This window comes from Mesorhizobium captivum, assembly GCF_033977165.1.
In the GTDB taxonomy this organism is placed as follows: Bacteria; Pseudomonadota; Alphaproteobacteria; order Rhizobiales; family Rhizobiaceae; genus Mesorhizobium; species Mesorhizobium captivum.
The window spans coordinates 52,882-78,947 of record NZ_JAVIJB010000009.1 but is presented as its reverse complement, the minus strand read 5'-3'; the positions used below and the strand labels follow the sequence as shown (position 1 = coordinate 78,947).

Annotated in this window: 19 protein-coding genes; 6 read left to right on the top strand and 13 right to left on the bottom strand. The window is 63.6% G+C overall.

The genetic code is table 11. The annotated features are described in order from the left end of the window. The first annotated feature begins 39 nt into the window (after positions 1 to 39). Positions 40 to 885, top strand: a complete 846-nt coding sequence (locus RFM40_RS10425) for an SDR family NAD(P)-dependent oxidoreductase (protein ID WP_320225395.1) — start codon at positions 40 to 42, stop codon at positions 883 to 885. Further along, entirely contained in the window at positions 882 to 1,604 is a 723-nt protein-coding gene (locus RFM40_RS10420; protein WP_320225394.1) for an SDR family oxidoreductase, read from the top strand. Before RFM40_RS10425 ends, RFM40_RS10420 begins: the two co-directional genes overlap by 4 nt. A gap of 12 nt (positions 1,605 to 1,616) precedes the next feature. On the opposite strand, the gene RFM40_RS10415 is transcribed toward RFM40_RS10420, so the two are convergent. From RFM40_RS10415 to RFM40_RS10395, 5 genes are all read right to left on the bottom strand, one after another. Then, complete coding sequence (locus tag RFM40_RS10415) at positions 1,617 to 2,111, bottom strand: DUF3592 domain-containing protein (RefSeq protein WP_320272242.1); 495 nt, start codon at positions 2,109 to 2,111, stop codon at positions 1,617 to 1,619. Between the two features lie 175 nt (positions 2,112 to 2,286). Then, positions 2,287 to 2,745 carry a carboxymuconolactone decarboxylase family protein gene (locus RFM40_RS10410; protein WP_320277498.1) on the bottom strand — a complete coding sequence of 153 codons (459 nt, stop codon included), beginning with the start codon at positions 2,743 to 2,745 and terminating at the stop codon, positions 2,287 to 2,289. Between the two features lie 41 nt (positions 2,746 to 2,786). After that, a complete protein-coding gene (locus RFM40_RS10405) occupies positions 2,787 to 3,305 on the bottom strand; it encodes an RrF2 family transcriptional regulator (RefSeq protein WP_320225391.1) in 519 nt (172 codons plus the stop codon). A gap of 114 nt (positions 3,306 to 3,419) precedes the next feature. After that, on the bottom strand, positions 3,420 to 4,733 hold the full coding sequence (gene preA / locus RFM40_RS10400; protein ID WP_320225390.1) for an NAD-dependent dihydropyrimidine dehydrogenase subunit PreA: 1,314 nt from the start codon (positions 4,731 to 4,733) through the stop codon (positions 3,420 to 3,422). 2 nt (positions 4,734 to 4,735) lie between these two features. Then, entirely contained in the window at positions 4,736 to 6,100 is a 1,365-nt protein-coding gene (locus tag RFM40_RS10395; RefSeq protein ID WP_320225389.1) for an NAD(P)-dependent oxidoreductase, read from the bottom strand. 335 nt (positions 6,101 to 6,435) lie between these two features. Here RFM40_RS10395 and RFM40_RS10390 point away from each other — a divergent pair, with 335 nt between their 5' ends. After that, positions 6,436 to 7,209 (top strand): VOC family protein, encoded by a 774-nt coding sequence (locus RFM40_RS10390; protein WP_320277497.1) that lies wholly within the window; start codon positions 6,436 to 6,438, stop codon positions 7,207 to 7,209. A 37-nt stretch (positions 7,210 to 7,246) separates the two neighbouring features. Here RFM40_RS10390 and RFM40_RS10385 read toward each other — a convergent pair whose 3' ends face one another. Beyond that, positions 7,247 to 7,735, bottom strand: coding sequence for a hypothetical protein (locus RFM40_RS10385; protein ID WP_320272245.1), 489 nt, complete (start codon positions 7,733 to 7,735; stop codon positions 7,247 to 7,249). A gap of 197 nt (positions 7,736 to 7,932) precedes the next feature. On the opposite strand from RFM40_RS10385, the gene RFM40_RS10380 reads away from it, so the two are divergent. Next, positions 7,933 to 8,331, top strand: a complete 399-nt coding sequence (locus tag RFM40_RS10380) for a DoxX family protein (RefSeq protein WP_320277496.1) — start codon at positions 7,933 to 7,935, stop codon at positions 8,329 to 8,331. A gap of 20 nt (positions 8,332 to 8,351) precedes the next feature. Here the strand turns inward: RFM40_RS10380 and RFM40_RS10375 are convergent, their stop codons facing one another. After that, positions 8,352 to 10,778, bottom strand: a complete 2,427-nt coding sequence (locus tag RFM40_RS10375) for a GcvT family protein (RefSeq protein WP_320277495.1) — start codon at positions 10,776 to 10,778, stop codon at positions 8,352 to 8,354. A gap of 244 nt (positions 10,779 to 11,022) precedes the next feature. Continuing rightward, positions 11,023 to 12,561 carry a trimethylamine methyltransferase family protein gene (locus RFM40_RS10370; protein ID WP_320225384.1) on the bottom strand — a complete coding sequence of 513 codons (1,539 nt, stop codon included), beginning with the start codon at positions 12,559 to 12,561 and terminating at the stop codon, positions 11,023 to 11,025. Between RFM40_RS10370 and RFM40_RS10365 the strand changes: the two genes are divergently transcribed. Beyond that, the gene (locus RFM40_RS10365; protein ID WP_320225477.1) at positions 12,470 to 12,751 is read left to right on the top strand and encodes a hypothetical protein; all 282 of its coding nucleotides are present in this window, start codon (positions 12,470 to 12,472) and stop codon (positions 12,749 to 12,751) included. The genes RFM40_RS10370 and RFM40_RS10365 overlap by 92 nt on opposite strands. Positions 12,752 to 12,772: 21 nt before the next feature. After that, positions 12,773 to 13,363, top strand: a complete 591-nt coding sequence (locus RFM40_RS10360; protein WP_126099198.1) for a transglycosylase SLT domain-containing protein — start codon at positions 12,773 to 12,775, stop codon at positions 13,361 to 13,363. 33 nt (positions 13,364 to 13,396) lie between these two features. On the opposite strand, the gene RFM40_RS10355 is transcribed toward RFM40_RS10360, so the two are convergent. The 5 genes from RFM40_RS10355 to RFM40_RS10335 all read right to left on the bottom strand — a co-directional run bounded on the left by RFM40_RS10355 (position 13,397) and on the right by RFM40_RS10335 (position 26,065). After that, positions 13,397 to 15,607, bottom strand: coding sequence for an ABC transporter ATP-binding protein (locus RFM40_RS10355; protein WP_320225383.1), 2,211 nt, complete (start codon positions 15,605 to 15,607; stop codon positions 13,397 to 13,399). A 44-nt stretch (positions 15,608 to 15,651) separates the two neighbouring features. Beyond that, positions 15,652 to 16,809, bottom strand: a complete 1,158-nt coding sequence (locus RFM40_RS10350) for an ABC transporter permease (protein ID WP_320219476.1) — start codon at positions 16,807 to 16,809, stop codon at positions 15,652 to 15,654. Positions 16,810 to 16,821: 12 nt separating this feature from the next. After that, positions 16,822 to 17,856 (bottom strand): ABC transporter permease, encoded by a 1,035-nt coding sequence (locus RFM40_RS10345; RefSeq protein ID WP_320225382.1) that lies wholly within the window; start codon positions 17,854 to 17,856, stop codon positions 16,822 to 16,824. A gap of 220 nt (positions 17,857 to 18,076) precedes the next feature. After that, the gene (locus RFM40_RS10340; protein WP_320225381.1) at positions 18,077 to 19,729 is read right to left on the bottom strand and encodes an ABC transporter substrate-binding protein; all 1,653 of its coding nucleotides are present in this window, start codon (positions 19,727 to 19,729) and stop codon (positions 18,077 to 18,079) included. Positions 19,730 to 20,005: 276 nt separating this feature from the next. Then, complete coding sequence (locus tag RFM40_RS10335; protein WP_320277494.1) at positions 20,006 to 26,065, bottom strand: translocation/assembly module TamB domain-containing protein; 6,060 nt, start codon at positions 26,063 to 26,065, stop codon at positions 20,006 to 20,008. Between the last annotated feature and the right edge of the window lies 1 nt (position 26,066).

The following is a 26,066-nucleotide window of genomic DNA, read 5'->3' as shown; positions in this document are numbered from 1 at the left end:
CCATCTTCTCGTTCAGAGCAGCGTAAGGAGGCTCTGAACATGGAACTCAAGAACAAAACCATTTTCGTCACCGGCTCGACCGATGGCGTTGGCCGCGTGGTCGCCGAAAGGCTCGGGGCCACCGGCGCCCGCGTGCTGGTGCATGGCCGCGACGAAGGCCGCGGCAAGGCAACAGTCGCCGCCATCGAGGCAAAGGGCGGCAAGGCCGAATTTCTTGCCGCCGACCTCGGTTCGCTTGCCGAAGTGAGCCGCCTCGCCGAAGCCGTGCGAGCATGGACTGACCGGCTCGACATCTTGATCAACAATGCCGGCGTCGGCACCGGCGGCCAGGGTGCAAAAAGGCAGGTGAGCGCCGACGGCTATGAGCTGCGCTTCGCCGTCAATTATCTCGCCGGCTTCCTGCTGACGTCTGAGTTGCTGCCCCTGCTCAAGAAAAGCGCGCCGGCGCGCATCGTCAATGTCGCCTCGGCCGGCCAGCAGGCGATCGACTTCGACGATGTCATGCTGACCCAAGGCTATAGCGGCGTGCGTGCCTACTGCCAGAGCAAGCTGGCGCAGATCCTGTTCACCATCGATCTGGCCGAGCAGCTCAAAGGCACCGGCATCACCGTCAATGCGCTCCATCCGGCAAGCTACATGGACACCACCATGGTCAGGCAGGCGGGCGTCACGCCATGGAGCTCCGTTGAGACCGGCGCCGACGCCATCCTCAACCTCGCGGCGTCGCCGGCGCTCGAAGGGCGCAGCGGCCTCTATTTCGACGGCCAGCGGGAATCGCGCGCCGATGCCCAGGCCTATGACGAAAAGGCCCGCCGTCGGCTGCGAACCTTGAGCCTCGAACTGACCGGGCACCAATCCTCGACATCCAGGGAACAGCATTCATGAGCGAGAACATCGAACACTGTGTGATCATTGGCGGCACGTCCGGCATCGGCCTTGCCACCGCTAAACGGCTGGTCAGCCCCACGATGAAAGTGACGATCACTGGCCGCAACGAGGAGAAGCTGAAGAACGCGTGGAAGAGCCTTGGCGGCACTGTCGGCAAGGCCGCTTTCGATGCGAGTAAGCCGGAAGAGGTCCGGCATTTCTTCGAAGCCCTCGGACCGTTCGATCATCTCGTTCTGGCCGCCAGCGGCGGCAAGGGGCTTGGGCCGTTCGCGACCCTCGACCTTGCCGACATCGGCAGCGGCGTCGACGAGAAGATCCGGCCGCAATTGTCCTGTTTGCAGGCGGCCCTGCCGACTTTGAACAAAGCCGGATCGGTCACATTCATTTCGGCAGTCTCGGCGCAGCTCGCCGCACCAGGCATCGCCGGCATCGGCGCCATCAACGGCATGCTCCTGACCGTGGCGCCGATCCTCGCCGTCGAGCTGAAGCCGCTGCGCGTCAATGTCGTAGCGCCCGGTGTCATCGATACGCCCTGGTGGGACTTTTTGCCGGACGAACAGCGGCAGGCGGTCTTTGCCGAATATGCCGGCAAGACGCCGGTGGGCCGCATCGGCCGCGCCGAAGATGTCGCTGCGGCAATAGCCTTCCTGGTTTCCAACGGCTTCATGACGGGCCAGGTGCTGACCTGCGACGGCGGCCTGCGCTTCGCAGCGTGAGCGGCGAATAGCTCAGTCGGAGATCAGGCCGGGCCAGAAGGCGAGCGCCATCAGTCCGGCAACGATCGCATACCAGACAACCAGGTGGACCATCTTCATGAGCGGGCGGCCCACTTCACGCGCCCGCTTCGGGTGGTGAGGGTCATACATCACTTCGACCGCTGCGCCGATCGACCCGGTCGTTCCGTTGACCGGCAAATAGGAACTGAACCGCCAGGTTTTGCCCAGCCGGTCGGCGAACTCGATGATCGGTGTGTCCGGGCCGTCACTGGACTTGTCGATACCGACCACCTTGCCGCTGGCAACGGCGCCGCGCCGCCTGAGCACGATGTCGCCATAGCTTTGCATGGCGATGATCGCCATGAAGAAGACACCGCACAGGAAGCACCATATCTGCATGTCGCTCGGATGGCGGCCGAAGGCTTCGGCGATTGCCCGGAACGGAGACAGCGCCTGATGGAAGGCCTCCGAAACGCCTGCCCAGAAACCGGTCCAGCTCTGCTCCATGAACGCTCCGACGGCGAACCTGCACCCCTTTTCACATACAGGACAATCGCGACAGCGCGATTAATAAGCGGGCGACAATTGCAGCAAAAGTCGTTCCCGGGATTTGGGAACTTTCTGTCGATCTCCCGTGGAAAGACGCGTCGACTGGTTCGCGGTCGACGCGCCTTACTACTGTTTAAGCAGCCTTCGCGGCCGGCATCGGATGGATGGCGTGGAACGACACGCAGAGCCGGTTCCAGGTGTTGATCATGCCGACCGCCACCGTCAACTTGACCAGCTCCTCCTCCGAGAAATGCGCCAGCGTGCTCGCGTAGAGATCGTCAGGAATGCCATTGTCGGAGATGTTCGTCACCTTCTCGGTCCAGGCGAGCGCGGCGCGCTCGCGCTCGGAAAACAGCGGCGATTCCTTCCAGGCCGCGACCAGATAGAGTCGGGTCTCGGTCTCGCCATCGCGCCTTGCCTCGCGGCTGTGCATTTCGACGCAATAGGAGCAGCCATTGATCTGCGAGGCCCTGAGCTTGACGAGATGCATCAGGCTTGCCTCGAGCCCGCACTCCTCGACGGCCTTGTCGAGCGCCATCACCGCCTTCATGATTTCAGGCGCCTTGGCGAAGAACTGCAGCCTCTGTTTCATCGTCTTTCCTTCCAGGTTTTTGGGTGGGTTTAGAGGTGGGTCTAGATCTGCTTGGATGAAGCGGATTTCTGCGGCCGCTGGTGACGCTCGACGAAGGCGCAGCTTGCCGCGATCGAACGGGGATCGCCTTCCGCGGCGTAGTTCGCCACGATGTCGGAGAGCTTCGTCTCGGCAAGCGCCGCGCGATAGGCGCGCTCGGCCTTCAGCATCGCGGTGTTGATGCCGCACGGCTTCACATAGGCCGAGGCGTCGAGCTTGATCGGTCCGCGCTGGCGGATCTCGCCGCAGCGAAAGGCAGGCTCTCTGCCTTCGACCGCGAGCACGATGTCGAGCAGCGTGATGCGCTCGGCAGCCCGCGCCAGCCGGTAGCCGCCGGCAGGTCCAGGCACCGATTCCAGGATGCGAGCCGCCGTAAGCTGATTGAGGTGTTTCAAGAGGTAGCTCGGCGACAGGCCGAAGGCCTCGGCCATGGCGGCGCCCGACATGGTGCTGTTGCCGTCGACGCCGGCAAGCATGGCCGCGCAGTGGATTGCCGCTTCGACGCCCTCTCCCAGCTTCATGGTTTGCCGTTCCTATTCATGGATAGTTATTATCATGGATAATTTTTATCCGCAATAGGAGTAACAAAAAACGGCGCCCGAAGGCGCCGCCTTTTCGTTCAAAATGCCCGTTCCCTACTCCGCCGCCACCTTGGCCATCGGGTTGTTGGGATGCGTCGTCCAGTTGGCGTAGATCGGCGACACCGGCTTGCCGGTACGCTGGTCCATCGCACCAGCCGCCAGCGGCTCCATGGTGATGCAGCCTTCCACCGGGCAGACATTGACGCAGAGGTTGCAGCCGACGCATTCGGCCTCGATCACCTCGAAATGCCGCTGGCCGTCAACCATTGAGGTAATCGCCTGGTGCGAGGTGTCCTCGCAGGCGATGTGGCAGCGGCCGCACTTGATGCAGGCGTCCTGGTCGATATGCGCCTTGGCGACATAGTTGAGGTTGAGATACTGCCAGTCGGTGACGTTGGGCGTGGCGCGGCCGACGATGTCGGAGAGCGAGGCATGGCCCTTCTCGTCCATCCAGTTCTCCAGTCCCGCGATCATCTCCTGCACGATCTTGAAGCCGTAGGTCATGGCCGCCGTGCAGACCTGCACATTGCCGGCGCCGAGCGCCATGAATTCGGCGGCATCCCGCCAGGTGGTGATGCCGCCGATACCGGAGATCGGCAGGCCATGCGTTTCCGGATCGCGCGCGATCTCGGCCACCATGTTCATGGCGATAGGTTTCACCGCCGGGCCGCAATAGCCGCCATGCGAGCCCTTGCCGTCGATGGTCGGCTGCGGCGCGAAACTGTCGAGATCGACGCCGGTGATCGAATTGATGGTGTTGATCAGCGACACCGCGTCGGTGCCACCGGCTTTCGCCGCCCTCGCAGGCTTGCGGATGTCGGTGATGTTGGGCGTGAGCTTGGTGATGACCGGCATGCGCGTGTACTGCTTGCACCAGCGCACCACCATCTCGATATATTCCGGCACCTGGCCGACGGCGGAGCCCATGCCGCGCTCGCTCATGCCGTGCGGGCAGCCGAAGTTGAGCTCGATGCCGTCGGCGCCGGTCTCTTCGACCAGCGGCAGGATCGCCTTCCAGCTCTCCTCCTCGCAAGGCACCATGATCGAGGCGACCAGCGCCCGATCCGGCCAGTTCATCTTGACCTGCTTCATCTCGCGCAAATTGGTCTGCAGGTCGCGGTCGGTGATCAGCTCGATGTTGTTCAGGCCAAGCAGCCGGCGGTCGGCGCCCCAGATCGCGCCATAGCGGGGACCGTTGACGTTGACGACCGGCGGCCCCTCTTCGCCGAGCGTCTTCCACACCACGCCGCCCCAGCCGGCTTTGAAGGCGCGCTCGACATTATAGGCCTTGTCGGTCGGCGGCGCCGAGGCCAGCCAGAACGGATTGGGCGACTTGATGCCGACGAAAGTGTTGCGGATGTCTGCCATGCTCATGCCCTCCCGTTAGAGGTCAGTGCCCGGTGGATGCTCTCGGCGGCGTCGCGCCCTTGAGCCACGGCCGAGACCGTCAGGTCGTCGCCGCCGAAGATGCAGTCGCCGCCCGCCCAGACTTTCGCCAGCGAGGTGCGGCCTTCCGCATCGACCTTGATGCGGCCGCCCTCGAGCTCCATCGAGGCAACGCTGCCGTTGAGATGCGCCGGCACAAAGCTCTGGCCGATCGCCTTGAACACCTGGTCGGCGGCGAGCGTAAGCCGCTCACCGGTGCCGGCGAGCTTGTCGCCATTCATGGCGGTATATTCGAGCTCGATGGCCGACACCTTGCCGTTCTCGGCAATGACGCGCTTCGGCTGCAGCCAGTGGCGGATGGTGACGCCGTTGGCCGCGGCCAGATCCTGCTCGAAGCCGGAGGCGTTCATGTGCTCCTGGCCGCGCCGGTAGCAGATCGTCACCTCTTCGGCGCCGAGCAGCTTCGACTGCACCGCGGCGTCGATCGCCGTCATGCCGCCGCCGATGACGACGACGCGCCGGCCGACCGGCAGGCTGCCAAGATCGCTCGCCTGCCTGAGTTCCGCGATGAACTCGACGGCGTTGGCGACACCGTCCGCATCCTCGCCGTCGGCGCGCAGCGCATTGACGCCGCCAAGCCCGAGGCCAAGGAACACCGCGTCATAGTTGCGGATCAAATCGGACAGCTGGAAGTCGCGGCCGAGCGCCTTGCCGTTCTGGATGTCGATGCCGCCGATCGAGGTGACATAGTCGACCTCCGCCTGGGCGAAATCGTCGACGCTCTTATAGGCGGCGATGCCGTATTCGTTGAGGCCGCCGGCTTTCGGGCGGGCCTCGAGAATGGTGACGTCGTGGCCATGGCGGGCGAGACGGTGTGCCGCCGCGAGACCCGAAGGCCCGGCGCCGACCACGGCGACCGTTTTTCCAGTCGGCTCGGCGCGCTTGTAGAACTGCTTGTTCTCATCCATCGCTACGTCCGTCGCGTAGCGCTGCAGCCGGCCGATCTGCACCGGCTTGCCCTCCGCCACTTCGCGCACGCAGACCTCTTCGCAGAGCGTCTCGGTCGGGCAGACGCGGGCGCACATGCCGCCGAGGATGTTCTGGTCGAAAATGGTCTTGGCCGAGCCCAGCGGATTGCCGGTCGCGATCTGCCGGATGAACATCGGGATGTCGATCGAGGTCGGGCATGCATTCATGCACGGAGCGTCGTAGCAGAAATAGCAGCGGTCGGCCTCGACCAGCGCCTCGTGATGATCGAGCGGTGGGTGCAGGTCGGAAAAATTGTCGGCATATTGCTCGGCCGACAGCCGGCCGCCGGCAATGCCTTCGATGAAATGACCAGTCGCCATTCCAATTCCCCTTGTTTTGTTTTGGGGAAGGCTAGCACGTTTTATTTTTTTATCAATTGGTCAATTTTCGGCCAAGCCACTGTAATGGCTGGATAAAAACATGATAATTGTAGTCATGTTATAATAACAAGACCCGGCTTAGGCGATATCCGGCGCATGAATCGACAACCCTTTGTCGACGGCAAGGAAGTCGAAAACGACAAAGCGCGCAAGAATGCGGACGAAAGTGCCTTGCCGCCGTCGATTTGCGGCCCAGATGTCGGATTTCTGTCGCCGAGATCGTCCTAGGATGGATCGAACCGCGATCGCTGCCTGAACCGGTGAGGAGACCGACCATGCCGAATTCCCAACCTTTCTTCTGGTACGAACTGATGACCACCGACCTCGATGCCGCCGAGGCCTTTTACACCGCCGTCGTCGGTTGGAGGGCCGAGCCCTTCGACAAGGCGCCGGGCATGCCCCGCTACATCGTGATGAATTCCAGCGTACGCGGCGTCGGCGGGCTGATGACGATGCCGGAAGATGCCGCCAAGATGGGCATGCCGCCGGCATGGCTGGGTTACATCTACACCAAGGATGCCGATGCCTCGACCAAGGCGCTGCAAGAAGCAGGCGGCACGGTCCACCGCGCGCCGGACGACATTCCGGGCGTCGGCCGCTTCGCCGTGGTTGCCGACCCGCAGGGCGCCACCTTCATGTTCCTGCAGCCCAACCAGCCCGAGCAGCCGCCGGTGCCGGCCACCACGCCCGGCCATATCGGCTGGCACGAACTCTACACCTCGGACTGGAAAGCGGCCTTCGACTTCTATTCGAGCCAGTTCGGCTGGGAGAGCGCCGGCGAGTTCGACATGGGCGAGATGGGCATTTACAAGACCTTCGGCGCCGGCCCTGAATCCGGCGGCGGCATGATGAACAAGCCGCCGCAGATTCTAGTCCCGGTCTGGCTGTTCTATTTCAACGTCGATGCCATCGACGCCGCTGCCAAACGCGTCACCGACAATGGCGGTAAGATCCTGATGGGTCCGATGGAAGTGCCGAGCGCGCAGTGGGTCGTCCAATGCCAGGACCCGCAAGGCGCGCATTTCGCGCTGCTGGCGCCGGTGCGGTGATCGTCGGCCCCCATCGTTCGAAAAACTGGCGCCGGCATCACTCCGGCGTCAGCACCGCCACTTTGAGGTCGGCCTTTTTGGCGCCGCTGAGCTGAACGGTGGCAGGACCGGCGGAAAGCTTGAAACGCACGCTCTTGCGAATTCCCGGGCAGGTCTTCACGCCGCTGAAAGCCGCCGACTTCACGGCATTGCCGTCCTGCACGACATCGATCCAGGCCTCATCGGACAGACTGAACTGGAGCTCGCCTTCAGGTGGTACGGTCACGCTTGCCGTCGCACCGAACGTGCCAGCCGCCGGAGCGCGTTGCGGCGGCACATCGAAGCTGATCGTGTCGACCGCTGCGAGTGAGAAATCGACCGCTTGCCCGACCGTCAGGGCAGCGCCGGACTGTGCGGCGGGCGCCGCCGGAAACAGGGCCTGCTCGCGTGTGACCGGCCATTTGAAAGCATCACAGCCGGCGTCGCCGGCCAGCGCGAAACTCGTGCCTGCAAGGAATGCGAATAGGCTGATTATGACTTTGTTCATGGCAGTGGGACTCGCGTGGTTTGGTGTATCCATACATTGATACAACCTTAGCGGCACTATTGCAACCATGGCGAGAATAAATATGGGAGGGTGAAACCATTTCCACCCACTGATTGTTGATGGAAGGCCATGGGAAGTGAGTGGTCCATTGCAGGGCGATAATGTATGGCCGGACCGGGGGTAAAATGGAGTTTTAGATGAAGCTTTTTGAAGGTCTCGCCCGCTATCAACCGCAGGCGCTGGCTGCGCTACGCATCATGACCGCGTTGCAGTTCGTCGAGCACGGCACTCAGAAACTGTTCAATTTCCCGGTGGGCGAGCACGCCGGCAGTTTGAGCGGGCTGCCGCTAGCGGCCGGAATCCTCGAATTCGCCGGCGGCATCCTGCTGGCGCTTGGGCTCTTGACGCGGCCGGTGGCGTTCCTGCTCTGCGGCGAAATGGCGATCGCCTATTTCATGGCGCACGCGCCGCGCGACTTCTTCCCCGTCAACAATGGCGGCGACTCGGCGATCTCCTTCTGCTTCATCTTCCTCTATCTGATCTTTGCCGGACCCGGCGCTTTCGCGCTGGACAATCGCAACAACGCCAGGGCTTGAGAGCAGGATACGCGCCCGGTTCAGGCGCGCATCCGTTCGAAATTGGCATCGAACAGCGGTGCGGGCTGAATGCGCGCCGCATGGCGCTTGCCGAGGATTTCGATCTCGAAGCCGTCCGGCTCGTCGGCGATCTCCTTCGGTACATAACCCATCGCCACCGATTTCTTCGAATTATGGGCATAGCCGCCCGAGGTGACCCAGCCGCGCACGACGCCGTCATACCAGATCGCCTCGTCGCCGATGACATCGGCGTCGGTGGCGTCGACGATGAAGGCGCGCAGCCTAAGCTTGCCGCCCTGCTTGCGCTCGGCGAGCGCCGCTTCCTTGCCGATGAAATCCGCCTCCTTGCCATAGGCGACGAAACGGTCGAGCCCCGCCTCGGCCGGTCCGTAGATCGGCCGGTATTCGCGCGCCCACGAGCCGTAGTTCTTTTCCAGCCTGAGCGCGTTGAGCGCGCGCGAGCCGAACAGGCCGATGTCGAATTCCTCGCCGGCAGCCATCAGCGCCTGGTATGCGGCACGCTGATATTCCGGCGCCACCCAGATCTCGTAGCCGAGGTCGCCGGTGTAGCTGACGCGGCCGACGAGACAAGGCGCCATGCCGATATCCATCCTAGCCACCGCCATGAAGGGAAACGCGGCATTGGCGACGTCGGCGCGGCTGACTTTGGCCAGCACCTCCCTCGCCTTTGGGCCGGCGATGGCGAGGCCGGCAAGCTTTTGCCCCAGCGCCTCGATGCGCACCGAGCCGTCCTTGGGCAGATGCGCTTCGAACCAGCGCATGTGGTATTGCCCGGCGACGCCGGAGCCGGCGATGAACCACTCGCCGTCACCGATATTGGCAAGCGTGAAGTCGCCGATCAGCTTGCCGTCTTCCTTCAGCATCGGCGCCAGCGTCATGCGGCCGGGCTTGGGCAGTTTGCAGGCGAGCATGCGGTCGAGCCAGGCCTTGGCCCCCTCGCCCGCGACCTTGTATTTGGCGAAGCTCGAAATCTCCGACAGGCCGACGCCGTTGCGAACGGCCGCGACCTCCTTCGCGACATGGTCGAAATCGCTCGAGCGCCGCCACGAGAACTCGTCCTTGACGCCTTCGGGCGCATACCACAGCGGCACCTCCAGCCCATAGGCGACGCCCCATTGCGCGCCCTTGGCCGATAGAACGTCATAGACCGGCGTCGTCTTGAGCGGACGTCCGGCGGGCAATTCCTCGTTCGGGAAGCGGATCGAGAAACGGCGCGAATAATTCTCGCGCACCTTGGCGTTGGTGTAGGCCATCGTGGCCCAGTCGCCGTAGCGCGCCACGTCCATCGCCCAGATGTCGGCGCCGGGATCGCCCTCGATCATCCAGTTGGAGAGCGCGAGACCAACGCCGCCGCCCTGCGAAAAGCCTGCCATGACGCCGCAGGCGACCCAGAAGCCTGGCAGGCCGCGCACCGGGCCGACCAGTGGATTGCCGTCCGGCGCGAAGGTGAAGGGGCCGTTGATGATCTGCTTGATGCCGGTCTTCTGGAAGGCCGGGAAATGGCGGAAGCCGACCTCCAGCGACGGCGCGATGCGATCGATGTCCGGTTCCAGCAGCTCATGGCCGAAGTTCCACGGAGTCTGGAATTCGGACCAGACCTTGTTGGCCTTCTCATAGGTGCCCATCAGCATGCCGCCGCGCTCCTGGCGGAGGTAGAGCTCGCCGTCGAAATCGACGGCGTGGATGATCTCGGTGCCGGTCTTCTTGTTCCAGTCGGCAACCTCCGGCATGTCCTCGGTGATCAGGTACATGTGCTCCATGGCCAGCACCGGCAGTTCCAGCCCGACCATGCGGCCGACTTCGCGCGCCCACAGCCCGCCGGCATTGACGACATGCTCGGCCACCACGTCACCTTTGTTGGTGATGACGCGCCACAGGCCGTCGGACCGGCGCACGATATCCTCGACCTTGGTGAAGCGCTCGACTTCAGCGCCGAGCTTGCGCGCGGCCTTGGCGTAGGCATGCGTTACGCCCGACGGGTCGAGGTGGCCATCCTCCTTGTTGCGCACCGCGCCGACGAATTGCTTTGGGTCGAGCAGCGGCATCAGTTCAGCAGCTTCCTTCGCCGAGATCACCTCGAGATCGATGCCGAGATAGCGGCCCTTGGAGACGACACCGCGCAGCCAGTCGAGCCGCGCCTCGGTCGCCGCCAAAAGCACGCCTCCGGTGAGATGGACGCCTGTCGCCTGGCCAGAAAGCTCCTCGATCTCCTTATAGAGCGAGATCGTGTATTTCTGCAGCTTGGCGACATTGGGGTCGCCGTTGATGGTGTGCATGCCGCCCGCCGCGTGCCAGGTCGAGCCGGAGGTCAGCTCATCGCGCTCCAGAAGCACGACGTCGGTCCAGCCGTGGCGGGCGAGATGGAACAGCACCGAGCATCCGACGACACCCCCGCCGATGACCACGACCTTTGCGTGCGACTTCATGGGCTTTTTCTCGTTATTTCAGTGAGTTGGATGACAAAGTGAATCGAAAGGGCAGCGCCAAGCCACCCCCCCTCTGGCCTGCCGGCCATCTCCCCCTCAAGGGGGGAGATCAGCAGCGGCAGCGCCGCAGCAATCTTTTTAACTTTGGCGATTTGCGAAGACAGACGTGACAGCCAATCTCCCCCCTTGAGGGGGAGATGTCCGGCAGGACAGAGGGGGGTGCACGCGCGCAAACCTCTGCACATCACGGCTCGCCCTGCCCGATCGCTTCCTTGCGCCGCGCCATGTAAGCCTCCAACGCCTCGCGCACGGCAGGGTCCATGGCCGGCTGGACATATTCCTCCAGCGCCTTCTTCCAAAGCCGCGTCGCGCGTGCCGTGGTGTCGAGCGCGCCGGCTTCCTGCCATGCCTCGTAGTTCTGCCAGTTGGAAAGCATGGGTTGGTAGAAGGCCGTGGCGTAGCGCTCCAGCGTATGCGGCTCGCCGAAGAAATGGCCGCCGGTCGGCACCGCCCCCAGCGCCTCCACGGCCAATTCGCCTTCATCGACCACGATCGGCCGCAGGAATTCCATCATGTGCTGCATCATCTCGACGTCGATGATGAGCTTCTCGAACGACGCCGTCAGCCCACCCTCCTGCCAGCCGGCGGCATGGTAGACGAGGTTGCCGTGACCGAGCACGGCGCCCCACAGCGCCATCAATGTCTCATAGGCGCCTTGCGCGTCGGCGGCATTGGAGGCAGAGCCCGGCGTCGTGCGGTAGGGCAGATTGTAGCGCCGCGCCAGTTGGCCGGAGGCAATGTTGGCTTTCGTGTTTTCTGGAGTGCCGAAGGCCGGTGCGCCCGACTTCATGTCGACATTGGAGGTGAAGGCGCCATACATCACCGGCGCGCCAAGGCGCACCAGCTGCGTCAGCACCACACCGAAGAGCGCCTCGGCGTTCTGCTGCGCCAGCGCGCCGGCCAGCGTCACCGGGCTCATCGCCCCCATCAGCGTGAACGGCGTCACCGCCACCGACTGGCCGAACTCGGCCATGGTCATCAGCCCCTCGGCCATCATCTCGTCGAAGCGGCGCGGCGAGTTGACCGAAATGATGGTGGTGACGCCGGGATCCTCGGCCATCTGCTCCAGCGTCAGCCCGCGCGAAATCGCCATCATCTCGATGCCGTCCAGCGCCCTGCCCCGGCCGATCGCCGAGACATGAAAACATTTGTCGGCCAGCGTCAGATTGGCGAAATAGGTGTCGAGATGGCGCGAGTTCGCCGCCAGCTCGATCGGCGCGCAGACCTGATTGCCGAGCATGTGGATGCAGTTGAAATGCTGCGCCAGCCGCACGAGGTCCGAGTAGTCGGCGAGATTGCCGGCGCGGCGGCCGCGTTCCATGTCGTGCACATTGGGCGGCCCGGCGACCAGCGTGAAGTTGATGGTGTTGCCGCCGAGATGGATGGCGCGGGCTGGATTGCGGGAGGTCAGCGTGTAGGAAGAGCGCGTCGTCTTCAGCGCCTCCTCGACCATGCCGCGATCGACGCGCACATTCATCGATCCGTGATCGACTTTGGCGCCAGCCCGCTCGAACAGTGACAGCGCCCGCGGGCTCATCACCTCGATGCCGAAATTTTCCAGGATATGCATCGAAGCCTGATGGATGGCCTCGATCTGGTCCGGCGACAGCAACGCCATCGGCGGGTAGGGATTGACCACGCGCCGCGGCGGCAGTTGGGGAATGGCCGCAGGCCCCCGGTTGCTGGTTCGCTCGGCGCCGCGTTTTCGTCTTGGTTCGGTCATGCGCGCATCAGAGCGCCGGCATGGCGTGGCAGCTGTCAGGAATTCGTCATTTATCGACGTGATTTTAGCCACGGCGGCATTTTTTCAAATCGATGAAAAGAAATACGACGCATTTGGTCGAAATATAGATACGACCAAGATCAAGGCGCCCTGGCCGACGTTAAGGAAGCTCGAAAGACTCCTTTTATGATTTCCGCCTATTCGTTGCCCAATGCGTAGGTCGAGTTTTAGTAAAATTGTCGCTGTCTCCGTGCTGCTGGCGCTTTCGGCCTGCGCGACGGCGCCTAGCCATATCAACAATGTCTGCGCCGTCTTCGATCAGAATGACGGCTGGTTCGACAATTGGCAGTCCGCCGCCGAGCGCACCGAGCAGAAATACGGCATTCCCGTTCCGGTGCTGATGGCGACTGTGCGCAAGGAATCCGGCTTCAAGAGCAACGCCCGGCCGCCGCGCACCAAGCTGCTCGGCTTCATTCCCTGGAAGCATGTCTCCAGCGCTGCCGGCTACTCGCAGGCGCTCGACGGCACCTGGTCGCAATATCAGATGGAGACCGGCAACTGGGCGGCGCGCCGCAGCCGTTTTGCCGACGCCGTCGATTTCGTCGGCTGGTATCATTCCAAGACCGTCGACACGTTCGGCGTCGCCCGCAACGACACCTACAACCTCTATCTTGCCTATTATCTCGGCTGGACCGCCTACGGCCGCGGCAATCGCGGTGATGCCGGCGTACAGAACTACGCGCGCGCCACCGACCAGATGGCCCGCGACTACGCCGCACAGCTGCGGCAGTGCGGCAGCTGATGGCGGCGCGGAACCGAAGTCAGCCCCGCTTTCTTAATTCGGCTTCGGCTTCTTGCCGCGCGGACGCTTCGGCGGGGTACCGGCAAAGCCCGGACCAGCGACATGCGGCGCGTCATCCGGCACACCTTCATGCGCCGCGTGCTGCTTGTCGAACTTGATGACCGGTTCCATCTTCGCCAGCACGTCGTCGGCAAGCCAGCACAGGCTCATATGGCCGTCGCCGAGGTTCTTGTGCGGCGGCACCTTGGTTTCGCACAGATTGTCCGGCACCAGCTTTTTATAGCCGCAGCGCGTCTGGAAGGGACAACCGGTCGGCGGGTTCATCGCCGACGGAATGTCGCCCTCGAGCACGATATGCTTCTTGACCACACTGGTGTCGGCGATCGGGATCGCGGACAGAAGCGCCTCCGTATAGGGATGGTAGGGTGGCGAGAAGATCTGGTCCGTCGTGCCCTGCTCGACGATATAGCCGAGATACATGACGACGACGCGGTCGGCGATGTAGCGCACCACCGACAAATCGTGGCTGATGAACAGCATCGTCGTCTTGTTCTTGCGCTGGATGTCCATCAAGAGCTCGGTCACCGCCGCCTGCACCGAGACGTCGAGCGCTGAGACCGGCTCGTCGGCCACCACCACCTTGGCATCGCCGGCAAAGGCGCGCGCCACGCCGATGCGCTGCTTCTGGCCGCCAGAAAGCTGCCTCGGCTTGCGGCTCTCGAAGGCCCGCGGCAGCTTCACCAGATCGAGCAGTTCCAGCATCCGCTTGCGCCGCTCGGCGACCGTCTTGCCGACATTGAACTTCTCCAGCGTGCGGATGATCTGCGAGCCGACCGTGTGGCTGGGGTTCAGCGTGTCGAATGGATTCTGGAACACCATCTGGATCGACGACACGGTCTCGACATTGCGGCTCTCGATGCCGGTCGACTGGATCTCCTTGTTGCCCAGCGTCACCGTGCCGGAGCTTGCGGTCTCGAGCCCCAGAAGCACCTTGGCGAGCGTCGACTTCCCGCAGCCGGATTCGCCGACGATCGCGACCGTTTCCGATTCACGCGCGGTGAACGAGATCGTCTCGTTGGCCTTGACGACACGGCCTTCGCTGGAGCCGAACACCTCGCTGCCGCCGACCTTGTAGTACTTCTTGAGATCGTCGATCTTGAGCACCGGTGCGCCGGGCTCGACCTTTTCATTGACCTTCTTGGCGCCGGGCGGCAGCGCTTCCCAGTCGATCTCGTTGAAGCGCACGCAGCGCGAGAAATGACCCTCGTGCCCCTCGACCGGGATCATCGGGATTTCGGCGGCGTTGCAGACGCCCTCGACGAAATGGTGGCAGCGCGGGCCGAAATTGCAGCCTCTGGGCCGTTCATGCGGCAGCGGCAATTGCCCCGGAATGGAGATCAGCGGCCGCGAATTCTTGTCGGCGCCGGGCAGCGGGATCGAACGGAACAACCCTTGCGTATAGGGATGGCGCATGCGGTCGAAGACGTCCTCGATCTTGCCGGTCTCGACCGCCTCGCCGGAATACATCACCGTGATCTTGTCGCAAGTCTCGAGGATGAGGCCCAGATTGTGCGATACGAAGATCATCGAGGTGCCGAACTTCTCGCCCAGCCCCTTGACCAGTTCGACGATGCCGGCCTCGACGGTGACGTCGAGCGCCGTCGTCGGCTCGTCAAGCAGAAGCAGCGCCGGCTTCGACAGCAGCGCCATGGCGATGACGATGCGCTGCTGCTGGCCGCCGGAAAGCTGGTGCGGATAGGAGCGCATCATGCGCTCCGGATCGGGCAGCTTCACCGCCCGCACCATGTCGAGCGCCCTTTTGTAAGCCTCGTCCTTCGACACCTTGTCGTGGATCAGCGGCACTTCCATCAATTGCTGGCCGATCTTCATCGCCGGATTGAGGCTCGCCATCGGCTCCTGGTAGATCATGGCGATCTTGTTGCCGCGGATGGCGCGAAGCTCCTCCTCGGACAATTCGCCCATATCCTTGCCCTGGAACTTGATCTTGCCGCCGACGATCTTTCCGATGTTGGAGAGGTCGCGCATGATGCCGAGCGACACCGTCGACTTGCCGCAGCCGGATTCGCCGACGATGCCCATCGCCTCGCCGGGCATGACCGTGCAGGAAAAATCCATCACCGCCGGGATCTCGCCCTTGCGGGTGAAAAAGGAGATCGAGAGGTTCTCGATCTCGATGATCGGCCCATTGGTCGCCTTGGCTGGATCTCGAACTGCCTCGTTCATGGGTCGCTCCAATCCTTATTATAGTAGGGTCTGGGACCCCGCCATCAATCCTTCATCGACTGTTCGCGCAGCGAATCCGCCAAAAGATTCAGTCCCAGCACGAAGGACATCAGCGCGATCGTCGGTGGCAGCGCCGGATGGATGAAGGAGCGCAGCAGGCGGCTGGCATCCTTGATCGCGGTGCCCCAGTCGGGACTTTCGGGCGCCAGCCCCAGGCCGAAATAGCCGAGCGTGCCGAGCAGGATCGTCGTGTAGCCGATGCGCAGGCAGGCATCGACGATCAGCGGTCCGCGCGCATTGGGCAGGATCTCCCACAGCATGATGTACCAGGGCGATTCACCGCGCGTCTGCGCGGCCGCCACATAGTCGCGCGTCTTGATGTCCATGGTGAGACCGCGCACGATGCGGAACACGCCCGGGCTGGAAGCGAACACCACAGCCACGAAGATGTTGAGCTGGTTGGGATCGATGTGCACGATGTGCAGCGGGTCCCTATCGAACACTAGGCCGATATAGATCCAGCCGCCGACCACGAGCGTCACGCCAAGCAGGATGTAGAGGCGGTCTGGCCGGTTCTTGAAGCGGGTCCAGAACAGCACGCTGAAGAAGATGATCGGGAACAGGAAGAACAGCCCGGCCATCGCATAAGGGATCGGCGTATCCATGATGCCTGGCGTCACCAGGAGGTAGAACAAGAGGATCACGGGGAAGGCCAGCACCAGATTGGCGAGGAACGAAAGCAAAGTGTCGATCTTGCCGCCGTAATAGCCGGCCGGCAGGCCGAGCGTGATGCCGACCATCAGCGCAAAGCCGGTCGCGGCCGGCGCGATGATCAGCACGATCTGGCTGCCGTAGACCATGCGCGAGAACACGTCGCGCGCCAGCTTGTCGCCGCCGAAATAATAGACGAGCTTCGAGGTCGGCTCGATCGCGCCGGGTAGCGAGTCCTTCATGATCGATACCTGCGCCAGCGGATCGAAAGGCGAGATGGTCGAGGCGAAGATTGCAGTGAACAGCCAGAACAGGCAGATGCCGACACCGGCAATGCCGACGCCGCTGTCGAAAAGCTGTCCGTAGAGGCCGAGCCTCTTCTTGTAGGCGAAGCTCACGCCCATCACCAGGACGAGCGCGGCCCATACCGGCCAGAAACGCCAGAGCACGCCGACCACGACATTGAAGGCGCCGATATATTCGATCTGCATCCGCCCTGCCTCTTATTGAACCCTGATACGCGGATTGAGAAACGCGTAGCCGACATCGGAGATGAGCTGCGTGATCAGCACGATGAACACCGAGACCAGCGAGCAGCCAAGCAGAAGGTCGATATCGTTGTTGCCCGCGGCTTCGACCAGCGTATAGCCGAAGCCCTGGTAGCGGAACATCACCTCGACGATGACGACGCCGGTGAGCAGCCACGGGAACTGCAGCATGATGACGGTGAACGGCGCAATCAGCGCATTGCGAAGCGCGTGCTTGATCACCACGCCGCCGAAGGAGAGGCCCTTGAGGCGGGCGGTGCGGATATATTGCTGCGTCATCACCTCGACCATCGAGGCGCGCGTCATGCGCGCAATGTAGCCGGTGCCGTAAATCGCCAGCGTCATCACCGGAAGCGTGAAATTGTAGAAGGTAAGGCCCTGGCTTGCCGAGGCCGCCGAGCCGTTCAGCCAGCCGAGCCATGAGGCGAAGATGACGGTGAAGATGACGCCCGACACATATTCTGGCGTCGCCGTCGAGGCGATAGAGGCGACCGAGAGCGTGCGGTCGGTGCGCGAACCTTCGCGCATGCCGGCAAGGATGCCGACAAGCAGCGAGATCGGCACCATGACCGCCAGCACCCAGAACATCAGCAGCCCCGTGGCGCCGAGCGCCGGAAACAGCTTGGCCGCGACCGTCGTCTTGAACTTGGTCGAGCAGCCGAAATCGCCCTGCAGCACGCCGGAGAATTTCGGCACGACCGGGTCGTTGCAGAAGGAGAAGCGCTGCGCCGGCTTGCCCGTCGCCGGATCGGTCGCCGGCTGCTTGGGCAGCAGGCCCAGCCACTGACCATAGCGGGCGAAGAAATTCTGCCGGTAGCCATGGTTGACCAGCCAGTCCTCGAGCTGCTCGGCCGATGTGTGCATTTCGGTCTGGCTGATCGCCAGCTTCTTCAGGTTCGGATTGAGATTGATCAGGAAGAAAACGACCAATGTCAGGCACAGCATCGTCAATGCCATCGTGCCAAGGCGTCTGAGGATGAAAGATAGCATGGCGGCCCCTGCCGGTCTGGTTGGGGTTGGAGCCTGTTTGGAAATCAACCCGGCCGTTAGCGGCCAGGCTGATCGTCAACGGACCCTCGGATGCGATCAACCCTGTTCTGTTACATGCCGTTACCGGAAGACCCGCGCGCTCTTAGGGCGGGGGCTTCCGGTGCAGCATTGTGTGGGTAGTTTGGGGAAGGGGCAAGGGCCCCTTCCCGATCGGGTCCGATCATGCCTGGTCGAGCCAGACCTTGCCGTAATCGCGTTCGAAGGTCGGATGCATCTTGTAGTTCTGCACCGCCTTGACAGAGTGGCTGTAGAGCTTGCGCCAGTAAGGCTGGATGATGACGCCGGAATCCTGCAGGATCTGCTCGATGTCCTTCATCATGTCCTTGCGCTTAGCGGCGTCGGCGACAGCGAGTGCGGCATTGAGCTTGGCATCCCAATCGGGATTCGACCAGGCCGTCTCGTTCCAGGCTTCACCGGAGCGATAGCCGATCGCCAGCACCTGGACACCGAGCGGCCGCATGTTCCAGTTGGTCATGGACAGCGGATACTTGGTCCAGTCGTTCCAGAAGGTCGAGCCCGGCAGCACCGTGCGCTTCACCTTGATGCCGGCGTCGCGCATCTGCGCTGCGATCGCGTCGCCGGTGTTCTTGTGCCAGTCCTCGTCGACTGTGATCAGCTCATGCTCGAAGTCGGCTTGGCCGGCTTCCGCCAGCAGCGCCTTTGCTTTGGCCGGATCGCGAGCGACCTTCGCCAGTTCGTAGTATTCCGGGTGAATCTGGCAGACATGGTGATTCTCGGCGACCGTGCCGGCATTGCCGTAGCCGAGCTGCAGGACGACACTGTTGTCGACCGCAAGTTGCAGGGCGTTGCGGACCTTCTGGTTGTCGTACGGTTTGTTATTGACGTTGGTGCGACAGACGATGGTCGAGGCAGTGACGATCTCCGACTTCACCAGGTCCATGCCGTCGAGGATCGATACGTAGTCGGCCGAGGTCTCGAAATTGGTGTGGACTTCGCCCGCCTCGAAGGCGCTGACCATGGCGCCCGGATCGGTGCCGTAGTCGATGAATTCGATGCCATCGAGGAAGACTTCGCCATCCCACCACTTGTTGTCGGCGCGGCGCTTGTAGACCACCTTCTGGCCGACATCGTAGGAGACGAGCTCGAACGGACCGGTGCCGATCGGGCAGGCTTTGAAGTCGCCGCCCTTCTCGTCGAAGCTCTTGTGGACGATCAGGCCCGGATAGTCGCACATATTCGGGATCAGTGCGATGTCCGGCTTACCAAGCTTCAGCTTGACGGTCATGTCGTCGACCTTGGTGACAGCGCTCTCGTCGAGCTTGTCGTCCTTGACCAGCGTGCCGAGGCGGCCAGGCATCGAATTGCCTTCGGCCTTCTTGTCGGCCCAACGCTTGAGGTTGAAGATGACGTCGTCCGCCGTGAAGGCATCGCCGTTCGACCAGGTCACGCCCTTGCGCACATGCAGAGTGTACTCGGTGGCGTCGTCGTTTACGTCCCAGCTTTCCAGCAGATAGGGGCGGAAGGTATATTCGGTGGTGTATTTGACCAGCGGCTCGAGCGCCTGGCGCTCGGCATTGGCGATCTCCGACCAGTCGGCCTTGCGCGGATCCTTCGGATCCTTGACCCACTGAGCAACCTTCAGCGTGCCGCCTTTCTTGCCCTGAACGTCCTCGGCTCTCGCCGGGGTCGGATCAGCGAGACCGAGCAGACCGTAGGCCATCGCCGTGGATGCTCCGAAGACGCTGGCTAGAGCCAGGAATTCGCGGCGATCGACCTTTCCTGCCTTGGCTTCTTCGGCCAGGGCCAGGATATGGTCCGGAACGAGGTCGCTATTACTTTTATAGATTGCCATGACTAACTCCCATTGTTGGCTTTCTGCCTTTTAACATTCCGCATCCGGACCGTGATGTCAAAAGACGGTTTGGAATGGGAACATGGTGGGGAATGTGCAACTTTGGAATGAGGCCGGTTGGCGTGATAGCGACAGTCTTGACGCAAATTTGTTAGTGCACCGCACATTTCTGAAAAAATCGAACGGGGCAATTAAATCGAGACATTCTAGGTGGATAAGGGCCCCGCGCGCGCGGCGAAAATCCTCTTGGCCCCGCCGGGGGCGAGCACCGCGCCGTCAATATTCGCTTTCGTAAAAGACGCCGCCCTTGGCTTCGCCTGCGTCGTTGGCCTCGCCGCGCAGCTTCACGCCGCGCCCGACATCGAGGTCGATTGTCGCCTTGCCGGAGCCCGGTTTGTCGCCCTTCTGGATTGTCACATAGGTGCGGTCGTTGAGGTACTTGCCGGCCGAAACGGCGGTGCCGCCCTTTTCGTCGGTCGTCACGTCGAGATCGTCGACGCCGATGGCGCTGCGCAGATTGTCGAGCAGCGAGGTCGAGCCGCCGACCCCCGCCAATTGCGCGGCCGCATCGGCGAGCTGGGCGATTTGCAATGGCGACAGATTCGACATCGAACGGCCGAAGATCAGTTGCGCCAGCACCTCGTCCTCGGGCAACGCCGGCACGGAAGAGAAGATGAACTTCGGATTGGTCGCCTCGCCGGAAATGACAATCGTGACGGTGGCGCTGCTGGTCGTCGTGGTCGCCGTCATGTTGAGGTAAGGTACCAGCGAGCCCTGGAACCCGACCGTGCCCTCGGTGAAGGTCAGCCGCTTGGCAAGGATCGTCAGCCGCCCCCGCTGCAGGGTGAAGGTGCCGACCGCCTGCGGCGACGACGCCGGTCCGGTCAGCTTGAGCGAGCCGCCCAGTTCGGCATCAAGGCCCCTGCCCTGGATGAAGATCTGGTTCGGCGCGTTGACCGTCACGTCGAGGACGAGACCGCCGCCGCCGCCGCCGTTGCTACTGCCGCTGGATGTCGGCGGGTTCAGCGCCCTGTCCTGCGCCCGCACCGCGCGCGGCGCATTCTTATGCTTGACGTCGAGCGCCGAGAGCGAGCCCGGCAGCTTTTCCGGCACGGTGATGACCGTCTTCGCCAGATTGATGGTGCCCGCGATAACGGGCGCCGAGACGAGCGGTCCTTTGATGGTCAGATCGCCGCCGAGATTGGCGGTCACCACCCTGCCGTCGGTGTAGCGGCCGTCGGTGAGTCTGATCGACAGGTCGGCCGGAAAGCCTTGCGCCGGCGTGATGCCGACCGTGCCGCTGGCCGAAAGGCTGCCGCGCGTCGACAATGTGCCGGTCAGGCGGTTGATCCTGGCAACGCCGCTGCCGATAGACACGTCGGCCGCGATGTCGTTGACCGCAAGCCCGGAACGCGCGTCGATAAGGCGTGCGCCGGATGTGGTGACTTTGCCGCTGATCACCGGCGACGATGCGGGACCGCGCACCTGCACGTCGACATTGGCGGTGCCGTTAAGCGCCAGGCCTTGAGCAGCAAGCTTTGCGGCAAGGAAGGAAAACGGCACCTTGCCGTTGAAGTCGAGTGCCAATGTCGGCCCGCCTGCTGTCGTCACCGTGCCGCCGCCCTTCAGGCCAAGCCCGGCGCCATCGCTGATATTGGCGTCGAAAACGAGCTTGTTGCCGGTAAATGTGCCCGACGACGACACGTTCATGCCGCCGAGCCCGGCGCCGCGCGTCTGCGAGGTCTGCACGGCGGAAGCATCGACCTTAAAGGTGACGGCCGGAGTGGCCGGCGCGCCGGACACCTTGACAGTGCCCGAGATCGAGCCGGCCGCGTCGAGACCCGGCGAAAAACTGTTGGCGAGCGAGACCGGCACCCTGGCCAGGTTGGCGTTGATGTCGAGCGTCTGTGCGACCTTGCCCGTCACCGTGGCGGTGCCGCCGCCGAGATTGAGCACCAGCCGGTCGAGCGTGGTCGCGCCGTTGGCGATGGTCACGGTCGAGTGCTGCGCGATCGCGGCCTTGATCCCCTGGACCGTCGCCTGGCCCGAAGCCAGCTCGACGGTCGTCGTGCCGTTCGCCACTTTCACCCGGCCGGCCGCCCTGGCCGGAATGTTCTTGACGGTGGCGCCGCCGGAAAAGCCGGTCCAGTCGCCGTCACGCTTCAGGTCGACATCGATGCCGGTGACGGCGGTGCCGCCCGAGATCACGCTGTCGGCGCGCACCTTGCCGGAGATGACAGGGGCTGCAAGGTAGTTGGCGATCTGTGCATCGATGGCGACGTTTTTGGCCGATAGATCTCCGCGCCTGATCGCCGCCGTGCTTGCCTTGACGACGACGTTTGGCCCATCGGCCGCTTTCGAGAAAGCGATCGTGCCGCGCACATCGCCCTCCGCCTTTTCCAGCGCAAGCGCCGCCAGCGGTCCGATATCGGGCAGGTCGAGCGACACGGTTCCCTCCGGCACGAAGGCCCCGTCGAGAGCAAGATCGCCGGAAATCTTGTTCGACCCCAACGATAGCAAAAGCCCGTTGATCGCGCTCTTGCCGTTGGTCGTGGCCAGCACGGCGCTGCCCTGCAGCGGCTGCCCGGCGACATTGCCGGTCAATTGCACATTGGCAGCCGGATTGGCGGCATCCGCCTTGCCGGTCGCGGTGAGTTTAAGTCCCGTGATTTCGCGCGCCGCCACCGAAAGCCGGTCGCTGTTCACCGTCAGCGACAGGTCGGGCCCCATGACCGGACCTTGCGCATTCAGGGCGAAAGCGATGGCGCCCCTGGCATCTTTCGACAGCAGCGAAACGTCGCTCAACGCACCCTTGATGTCGGCGGCAAGCTTGCTGTCGGCAAGGCTCGCCTGCCCGTCGGCGCTCAGCGCGCCCGAGTTGAGCTTCAAGCCGTCGACATGGACGTTGCCATTGGCGTCACGCTTCAGCGCGGCGCTCAACTGCGCGCTCTCGCCCAGCATGCCGCGCACCGCCGCCGGCAAGGCGGAAGAAGCAACATTGGCTTTCATATTGAGGTCGATGGCGCCGTCGCGCAGCGATATCAGGCCGGCGATCTGGCTGTTGAGCGCATCGCTCATCAGCGCGCCCCTGTCGACGGCAACGGCATCGGTCGTCAGACGGCCGTTGACCTCGGCCGTGACCTTGCCGGCAACCAGCGGCGCGATCATCGGATTGTCGAGACCGACCCTATTCACCGACACCGTGCCGGAAACCGGACCTGCCCGCCCCTTGAGATCGAACGCATCCGAATGCAGCGCCAACGCAAGGCCGTCCACATTCACCTGGCTGGCGGCAACGGAAGGCAGGATCGCGGAAACATCCAGTCGGGCTTGCGTGCTTTCGCCCGCCATCTTTGCCGACAAGGACTGGACCGCGATCTTGACCGGACTCTCGGCGCTGCCGATTGTCAGCGGCAGGCTGGGTCCGGATGATGTGAGATCGAGGGAAAAATCGCTGACGCCGTTCGGATTTAATGTGCCGGCGGCGTTGCCGGAAATCTTGTCGCCCGAAAGCGTTGCGTGGTCCAGAGCTACGCCGCCCGCCAGGCTATATCTGCCGGCTGCGTCTAGATCGAGCGGCCCAACCCCTGCCTGCCGGGTCTGGCTGGTCTCGGCGCCCGCGAGTTGAGCGCTGAACTGGACCTCAGGGTTGGTCGACGCACCCGTGACATGCGCCGTGCCGTTCAATGTTCCGGCCGCATCGAGGCCGGGCACGAAGTCGTTGGCAAGTGCCGCCGGCAGACTGGCAAGGTTGGCGGTCAGGTCGAGTGTCTGGCCGGCGCTGCCGGAAACCGTCGCCGAGCCGCCGCCGAGATTGAGCGCGAGCTTTTCGATGCTGGTGACGCCATTGGCGATCGCAAGGCTCGACGGCTCGGCGATCGCCGCCTTGATGCCGCGCACGGTCGCCTCGCCCGATGCGATCTCGACACTGGTCCTGCCGTCGGCGATCTTCACGCGCCCGGTTGCCGTGGCCGGAATACCGGACACCGTCGCGCCGCCGGCAAAATTGGTCCAGTCGCCGTCGCGCTTCAAATCGATGCCGATGCCGCTGACCACCGTGCTGCCGGAGGTCACGCTGTCGGCCTTGATCGTGCCCGAGATTGCCGGGCCCTTGAGGTAGTTGGCGATCAGCGCGTTGACGGTGATCGTCTTCGCCGCCAGCTCGCCGCGCGCAATCGAGGTGCTGGCGGCATTGATGGTGACGGTCGGGGCCGCGCCGTCCTTGGCGAAGGCTATGGTGCCGTTGATGTCGCCGGTCGCACTCTGGTTACCGAGTGCCGCAAGCGGCCCGATGTCCGGCACTGCCAGCGTCAGCGTGCCGAGCGGCAGGAGCTGATCGTCGAGCGCGAGATCGCCCGAGACCTTGTTGTCGCCGAGCGCAAGGCTGAGCCCCCTGATCGAGCGCTTGCCGGCGGCGGTCACCAGCGACGCCCGGATATCGAGCGGCTGCTCTTCGGCGCTGCCCGTCAGCGAGACGTCGGCCGAAGGATTGGCGATGTCGGCCTTGCCCTTCGCCGAGAGCTTGATGTCCTTCACCGTGCGGCCGGCCGCCGTCAGGCTGGCGCTGTCGGCCGAGACCGAGAAGTCCGGCGCCCAGCGCGGACCGCTCGCGCTCAGCGCGAAGTTGATCCCGCCGGCGAGCGGTGTGCCGGCCAGAGAAGACAGCGCCGAGACGTCGCCCAGCGTTCCCTTGACGTTGGCCTGGATGTCCGAGCCTTGCGCGCTGGCCGTGCCGCTGGCGCTCAGCGAGCCGGAGGTGAGTTCCAGCTCGTTGGCCGCGAACGCGCCTTCCGGGTCGCGGGTCGCGGTGGCCGAGAATTTCACCCGTTCGCCGAGCAGCGAGCTGATCTGCGGCGGCAGCGCTTTCGATACGGCGTCGGCGTTCATCTTCAGCGTCATCGACAGATCGGCGAGCGAGACGCCGGCCGTCAGCGCGGCATTGAGCGCATCGCTGCGCAGCGTGCCCTTGTCGATGGCCACGTTATCGCGGCTGATCGTGCCGGAAAGATCGGCCGCGAGCTTGCCCGTGACGAGTGGCGCCAGCGTCGCCACATCGGTCTTCAGGCCGGCGGCGGCGAGCTTGACGCTGACCGGGCCGCTGCGGTTTTCGACATCGAAGCCGTCGGAATGGATCTCTCCCGTCACAGTGTTGAGCTGCGTGCCGCCGACGGCGACCGAGGCCAGCGAGGTACCGATATCGACCATCGGCGCCTTGCCATCGCCAAAGGCGCGCGCCGTCGCCTTCTCGATCGCGACCAGGATCGGCACCGCGCTGGTGCCGACATCGATCGTGACGGGCTTTTCCTTGGCGGAGAGCTCGACGGCAAGGTCGCTGGCGCCTTTCGGGTCGACATTGCCGGTGGCCGTTCCATGCACGGCGTCGCTTTCTATGGTGGCGCGCTCGATATCGACCCCGCCAGTCGTGGTCGCCGTCCCGGCGACGTCGAAGCTCGTCTTGCCGGCAAAGAGCGATTTGAACTTTTCCGGCAGGAAGCGCTCGAATTCGCCGTCGCCTTTGGCCTCGATATAGTGGCCCTTGTCGCTGAGCTGGTGGCGCCCGGTGAGCTGGGTGACGATCTGGCGGTCGACCACGAAGGTGCCGATGCCGCTCCAATTGGCGAGCGGCCCAGTGCCAGTGACGACGATGTCTATCGGCGGCGCATCCGGCAGCTTGAGCAAATTGGCGATGATGCCGCCCGCCGGCTCCGATGCCTTGAGATCGAGGTCGAGCTTGTTGTCGGCCGGCGCAAAATGGACCTTGGCGTCGACATTGCCCTCTCTGCCGTCGTGACGGGCGACGTTGAGCACCGTCTCGATCGCCAGCGGCGATGGATCGGCCTTGAGCGAACCCTTGGCGGCAAGCTCGGCAATGCCGCTGCCGGCAAGCTGCTGCCCGAGCGCAATCTCCGGCAACTCGATCTGCTTGACGTCGATCGAGACCGGCAGGCTGGTCGATCCGCCTTGCGATGGCTGTTGGCTGGCTTGCGGCAATCGCGCCAGTTCGATGCGCTCGGCGGCGATGCGGTCGGCGTTGAAATTGCGCGACAAGAGCGCCGTCGGCGACCAGTCGAGCGCCACCTTGCGCGCCACCAGCCAAGGCCCGGCGCGGTCCTGCAGCACGACATGATCCAGCCGCAAGGCGCCGGACCAGATGCCTTCGATGCCGCTGACGGTGATCTTGCGGTCCTCGGTCGAAGCCATCTTCGAGATCAGACCAGCGAGATTTTGCCGGCCGCCCTCCGTGCCGGTCAGCACCACGATCGCGCCGATCGCCACCACCAGCAGCAGGAGCAGCGCGTAAAGGCAGATGCGAAGGATGCGCCGGAATATCTTCATC